General features: G+C 74.2%; 5 protein-coding genes. 4 read left to right on the top strand and 1 reads right to left on the bottom strand.

All coding sequences use genetic code 11. From position 1 onward, the window contains the following. Positions 1-91 precede the first annotated feature (91 nt). From G6R24_RS17720 to G6R24_RS23430, 4 genes are all read left to right on the top strand, one after another. On the top strand, positions 92-1,033 hold the full coding sequence (locus G6R24_RS17720; RefSeq protein WP_163550333.1) for a site-specific integrase: 942 nt from the start codon (positions 92-94) through the stop codon (positions 1,031-1,033). A 714-nt stretch (positions 1,034-1,747) separates the two neighbouring features. Beyond that, the gene (locus G6R24_RS17715) at positions 1,748-2,692 is read left to right on the top strand and encodes a hypothetical protein (protein ID WP_163550331.1); all 945 of its coding nucleotides are present in this window, start codon (positions 1,748-1,750) and stop codon (positions 2,690-2,692) included. Between the two features lie 397 nt (positions 2,693-3,089). Then, the gene (locus G6R24_RS17710) at positions 3,090-4,523 is read left to right on the top strand and encodes a WD40 repeat domain-containing protein (protein WP_225438671.1); all 1,434 of its coding nucleotides are present in this window, start codon (positions 3,090-3,092) and stop codon (positions 4,521-4,523) included. A gap of 59 nt (positions 4,524-4,582) precedes the next feature. Continuing rightward, complete coding sequence (locus G6R24_RS23430; RefSeq protein ID WP_263864082.1) at positions 4,583-5,176, top strand: nucleoside/nucleotide kinase family protein; 594 nt, start codon at positions 4,583-4,585, stop codon at positions 5,174-5,176. A 55-nt stretch (positions 5,177-5,231) separates the two neighbouring features. On the opposite strand, the gene G6R24_RS17700 is transcribed toward G6R24_RS23430, so the two are convergent. Next, positions 5,232-5,560: DUF6069 family protein (locus G6R24_RS17700; protein ID WP_225438668.1), on the bottom strand; the 329-nt coding region annotated here is incomplete at its 5' end.

Below are 5,560 nucleotides of genomic sequence, written 5' to 3'. Positions count from 1 at the left end.
CGACGGGAACGGGTCGTCGGACGCCGCGACGGAGGTGGCGGTGCGGGGGGCGGTCGGGGCGGTGCGGGGACGTCGCGGGCCGTCCACGCCGATGCTGGCGCCGGTGCGGGCCGAACGGGTCGGGGACTACGCCCGGGCCTCACGGGCCGCCTCGACATGGCGTGCCTACGACGCGGACCTGCGCCACTTCCACGCCTGGTGCGCGCAGCAGCCGGTGGCGCTGGTCGCGGTCCCGGCGCAGCCCTCGACGGTGGCCGCCTACCTGGTCGCGCTCGCCGACGGCGGCTACAAACCGTCGACGATCCGCCGGCGCCTGGCGGCGATCTCGGTGGGCCACCAGCTCGCCGGCGCACCCAGCCCCACCGGCGCACCGCAGGTCAGCGCCGTGTGGGACGGCATCCGACGCACCCACGGGATGCGTCCGACCCGCAAGACCGCCCTCGACACCGATCTGCTCGCCCGGGTCGTGGCCACCTTCGGCGACGACGATCCCGCCGATGTGCGGGACCGGGCGCTGCTGCTGGTCGGGTTCGCCGGCTGCCTGCGCCGCGCGGAGCTCGTCGGCCTCGACGTCACCGACCTCGACGAGACTCCCGACGGTCTGATCGTCGACGTCCGACGGTCCAAGACCGACCAGGACGGCGCCGGCGCGCTGGTCGGCATCACCTACGGTTCGCACCGCGCCACCTGTCCGGTCCGCGCCTGGGCGGCCTGGTGCCGGCTGGCGGCGCTCACCGACGGGCCGGCGTTTCGCGGTATCAACCGGCACGGCCGCATCGGCGCCACCCGGCTGCACCCCGGTTCGGTCGCCCGCATCGTGCAACGCCGGGTGGCCGCCGCCGGCCTGGACGCCACCGACTTCGCCGGACATTCGCTGCGGTCCGGGTTCGCCACCGCCGCCGCCCGCGCCGGCGTCAACGACCGGTCGATCATGCGCCAGGGACGGTGGCGTTCCGCCGCCAGCCTGGACGCCTACGTCCGCCCCGGCCGCCTGTTCGACCGGGACAACCCCTCGGGCCGCGTCGGCCTGTAACCACGTCCCACCGGTGTCGTCTGCGCCCCGCCTCGCGGGTCAGGCCGGCCGCGGTGACCACGGGGCCGGCGCCGTCCCGATCGCCGTCCACCGCGGGGCACGGCGCCGACCCGGCCGAAGGTGACCCCCAGAGCCGCCCCCCACGCCTGGCCGACCGTCACCGCGGGATCGGTGATCCCGGTGCCGGCAAGGACCAGTCCCACCGCGGTGACCAGACCCAGCAGCCCGATCACCCGCACCCGCTGGCGCTGGTAGCGGCGCGGATCACCGTCCGCGGGCCGCCGCTGCGGCCGGCGCGACGGCGGGGGCCGGTCGCGGACGGACTCCCGCGGCTTCGGACCGGGCCAGGGCGGGGCCTGGCCCGCAGGCGACGGTGAACGTCGACGTCGGGTCACCTATTACTCCAGAAGCTCAGAGGGACGGCGTTGTCGCATTGTTGGGACTGTCGGCGAACGGTGTAGGCGCGTTGGCCGACCGACTCCACCGCCGGGACGAAAGACCCGGTGCGATGTCTTCTACCGGGGTCCGCGAATGAGCGTCAAAATGACGCAACCGAGGGGCGTCGGATGAACCGTCCAACAATGCGACGGCCACTGTCGCATCATCGGTACCCGGACCGCCTTGTACGGTGTGTTCCACGCGGCGATCCGTGCCCCCCGGGGGCCGGATCGCCGCAGCACCAGAGACATCGAACTCACGGAGAGTGGTGGATGGATGTCAGGTAGAACGCAGGGCGCCCCGCGCGATCATGCTGATCCGCACGTGACGGCCCTGCTACGGCTCCGCTACAGGCTGCATCTGGAACGGCCCGTATCGCTGAGTAAGATCGCGGATCGGATCGCACCGGACGCCCAGGGCCGGGATCGGCGTAACCTGGAGCGTAAGATAGGCCGTTTCTTCCTGGAGGGCACCGGCAGCGAAGGCCTGCGCTGGCCCCTTCTCGAGGCCTACGTCCGGCTCGGGTTCCCACCCGAATCCCAGGAGGAAATCCTGGCCGAGTTGGCCACCTATTATCTTCGCGCCTATCCACAATCCCGCGACTGCTCCTACCGCACCCCGAGCGATAACATGGAAAGCATGCGGGAAACCGTCCGGCGACATGCGGCCGAGGCCCGGGTGCGGATGTGGAGGGCCCGCAACGACCGGGGAGCGGCGCTGACCGAACAGGAGATCCTGGATCACGCCGCGTCCCTGCTCGAGGCGCTGGATCGCCACCATCTGTTCAACCCGTGCCGGGACGTCATGACGAAGCTCGACGCGACGGTGCGTCGCATGCCAGCGCTCGTCGCCATGGTCACGATGTGCGATGAGGAACTCCGGGTCATCGACGATGGGCTGGAGGGGTTCCCACCCGAAGCCCTCCCGGTTCTGCGCCCCTACATTCACGACCACCGCGGTGAACATCGCAGGACGCTGGCCACGCCACGCACCCTCGAGGACAAAGCCGCCGGCGCCGAGGCCCCTACCGGCACCGAGGCCCCTGTCAGCGTGGAAGCCCCCGCCGCACTCGAGGTGAGTCTCGAACCGGCGCCGCGACGTAAGGAACGTCCGCGGCTGCCCGCGGTGGCGCCCCTGTCGCCGCGCAACCGCCCGTCCGCCGCGCGTGCCGGTCAGCGGCCGGTCCCGCCCGCTGACCCCACCGCGGTCCGGGGCGGCTGAGCCACCCCGTGTTCACCGGCACCCCGACAGCGCGTCGCCCCGGGCATCGGCCGCCGTCCTGTGCCCGGCCCGGCAGCGCCCGGGGCACGGGGTGCAGGGTGCCGGGTGCACCTGTCATGGTCATTTTTCGTGGTCGTGCGGACCGTGACAGGCTGCTACGTGTGCGCAGTAACGACGTAGCCGGCGGCCCGGGCCCGGCCGCCGCCGACGAGGGCCCGCCGTCTCGCGCCGCGGCTGCCCTGGTCTGGGATGTGGTGGTGACCCACGCGGACGCCGACGTTGCCTGGGCGCGGTGGCTGTGCTGGCATCTGGCCGACGCCGGCTACCGCGTCACGACCGCCGCCCCGGCGGCGACCACCCCCGGCACGCGGCCACCGGGCGGGCTGCTGCTGGTGCTGTGGTCCGCCGCCTATCAGCGGCAGGCCACCTCGACTCCCGCCGACGCCCCATCCGACCCGCGGGCGCTCGACGCGGCCACGGGCCTGGGACCCTGGCCTGCCCGCCAGGTACTGCTGGTCCGTCTGGCGGACCAGCAGTACCTGGCGGGCAGTACGCCGGCCTGCTCGCCTTCGACCTGTTCGGTCTGGACGCGACGACCGCCCGCGACTGGCTGCTGCGTCAGATCACCACCATCGCCGCGCACCCGGCCGTCGACCTGGTCCCCCCGCCGCTGCCACCGTCTCCCAGCACCACCCAGCCCGACACCGGCGCCGAACGCGACACCGCCGCCGCCGGCGCCGACGTCGAGGCATCTGCCGCCCCGGCGGCCACCCGTGCGGACCAGCCCCACCGCGGGTTCCCGGACCGGCCCGCATCACCACCGCCGCGGCGAACACCCGTGGTGCTGGGAACGCCGCAGCTGGTGGCGACCCTGCGCCAGGAACGGGGACATCCCCTCGCGGTCACGTTCAGTCCGGCCGCACCGCTGGTCGTCACCGCCGGCACCGACACCTGCGTGCACCTGTGGCAGCTGCCGTTCCCCGATCCGCCGCGGCTGGCCGCGACCGTCGGCTACGGCCGGCGGATCAACCAGGAATGGGCGCGGGTGGTCACCTTCAGCCCCGACGGTCACACCCTGGCCGCCGCCGGTGACGCCGGCACCACCGTGCTGTGGCGGCTCACGGCCACCCGGCCACAGCCGCTGCTGGCCCTGACCGGTCACCGCGGCCACATCCACGACCTGGACTTCAGCCCCGGCGGAACCCTGCTGGCGACCGCCGGCGACGACCGGGCGGTCCTGCTGTGGGACCTCGCCGACCCGGACGTCCCGACCCGGGCGGCGATCCTCGCCGGGCACCGCGCCCCGGTGCGCGCCGTCGCGTTCAGCCCTGACGGCACGCTGCTGGCCACCGCCGCCGAGGACCGCACCGTCACCCTGTGGGATCTGGCCAACCCCACCCACCCCGCCGCCACGGTCACCCTCACCGGTGCCCGCGGCCCCCTGCACACCGTCGCGTTCAGCCCGGACGGTGACACCCTCGCCGTCGCCGGACGCGACCGTGTCGTGCGCCTGTACTCGGTGGCCGAACCCACCCGCGAACGGCAGATCGCCGCCTTCGGCGAGCATCGCCGTGCCGTGCACGCCGTCGCGTTCAGCCCCGACGGGCATCTGCTGGCCACCGCTTCCGCCGACCGCACGGTCACCGTGCGCATCCTCACCGACCCGGACAATCCCGGCCCGCCGTTGCGCCTGGCCGCGCACCACGGCGCCGTGCACGCCGTCGCCTTCGCCCCCGACAGCCGCCTGCTGGCCACCGCGTCGGCCGACCGCACCACCGCCCTGTGGGACCTGTTCCCCGACGAGCCGGCCCCGGCGCCGTCTCCCACCTGACCGGATGCGCGGGCCACGACGCCGCCGGATGCCGATCATCGCGCTGGTCGGGGTGGACGGTGCCGGCAAGACCACCCAGGCGCGGCGCCTCGCCGCGGCGCTGTCCACCGCCGGACGGCCCCGCCCGCTACCACGAGAACGGCGGCGGACGGCCACTGCTGGACCCGCTCACTCGCCGCCTAGGCCGCCGCGACGGCCCGGACCTGCTCGGCGCGCGCGGTCACCTCGCCGTCGAGGCGACGATCCGCGCCACGGCGATCACGATCGGGCTCGGCCTGTCATGGCTGCGCGGCGAGGTCGCCGTCATGGACCGTTACAGCTACTGCCAGTACGCCACCATGCGCCTGCGCGAACATCCCGCCGCCGTGGGCGCCGCGGCGCGGGGTGAACGGTGGGTCCGGGCCGCCTACCGGCACCTGCCCACCCCGGACCTGGTCGTCTGGCTGACGGTCCCGGTGACGGTGGCGCAGCGACGGGTGGAACTGCGCGGACGTGACCGCGAGGACCTCGACCGGCTGACCGCGTTCGCCGCCGCCTACGCGGGCCTGCCCGAAGCCGACCTGTTCCACCCGCTGCCCGCCACCGGCAGCGCCGACGACATCCACACCGCCCTGCTGCGGCTCACCCGCGCCACCCTGGACCAGCGCGACTGATCTGCCCCCGCCGCCGGCCATCGACCGCCTGGTATCGACCGCGCCGCAGGGACGGTCAGCATCCGTCGGCGGGCGGCGAACAGCGGATCGTGCGGGCGAACCCGACGAGCAGTGTCACACCGACCAGCAGGTGCAGCCCGGCCAGAGCCATCCCGGTGGCGACATCCGCCGCCCGCAGCGGCCCGGCGAAGGAACTCGCGAGCGTGGCACCGGCGATGTTCACCCACCAACGCCCAGCCCGCCGGGTGCGCCGTTCGAGCACGGCCAGCAGCACCGCGGCGGCAACCCCGGCGAGCACCGCGGCGACGACGACCATGGCGAACCCCACGCCGTGCACCACCGCCGGCTCGCCACCGCCAGCACGAACCCGCAGGGACACCCCCG

The organism is Candidatus Frankia nodulisporulans (genome assembly GCF_902806475.1).
Taxonomy (GTDB): Bacteria; Actinomycetota; Actinomycetes; order Frankiales; family Frankiaceae; genus Frankia; species Frankia umida.
The sequence above is the reverse complement of the archived record's forward strand: the minus strand, read 5'-3'. Positions and strand labels throughout refer to the sequence as shown.

What these genes read in the sequence shown, in the direction of transcription:
- G6R24_RS17720 (WP_163550333.1), top strand. Translation starts at nt 92, where the DNA reads ATGCTGGCGCCGGTGCGGGCCGAACGGGTCGGGGACTACGCCCGGGCC.
- G6R24_RS17715 (WP_163550331.1), top strand. Translation starts at nt 1,748, where the DNA reads ATGTCAGGTAGAACGCAGGGCGCCCCGCGCGATCATGCTGATCCGCAC.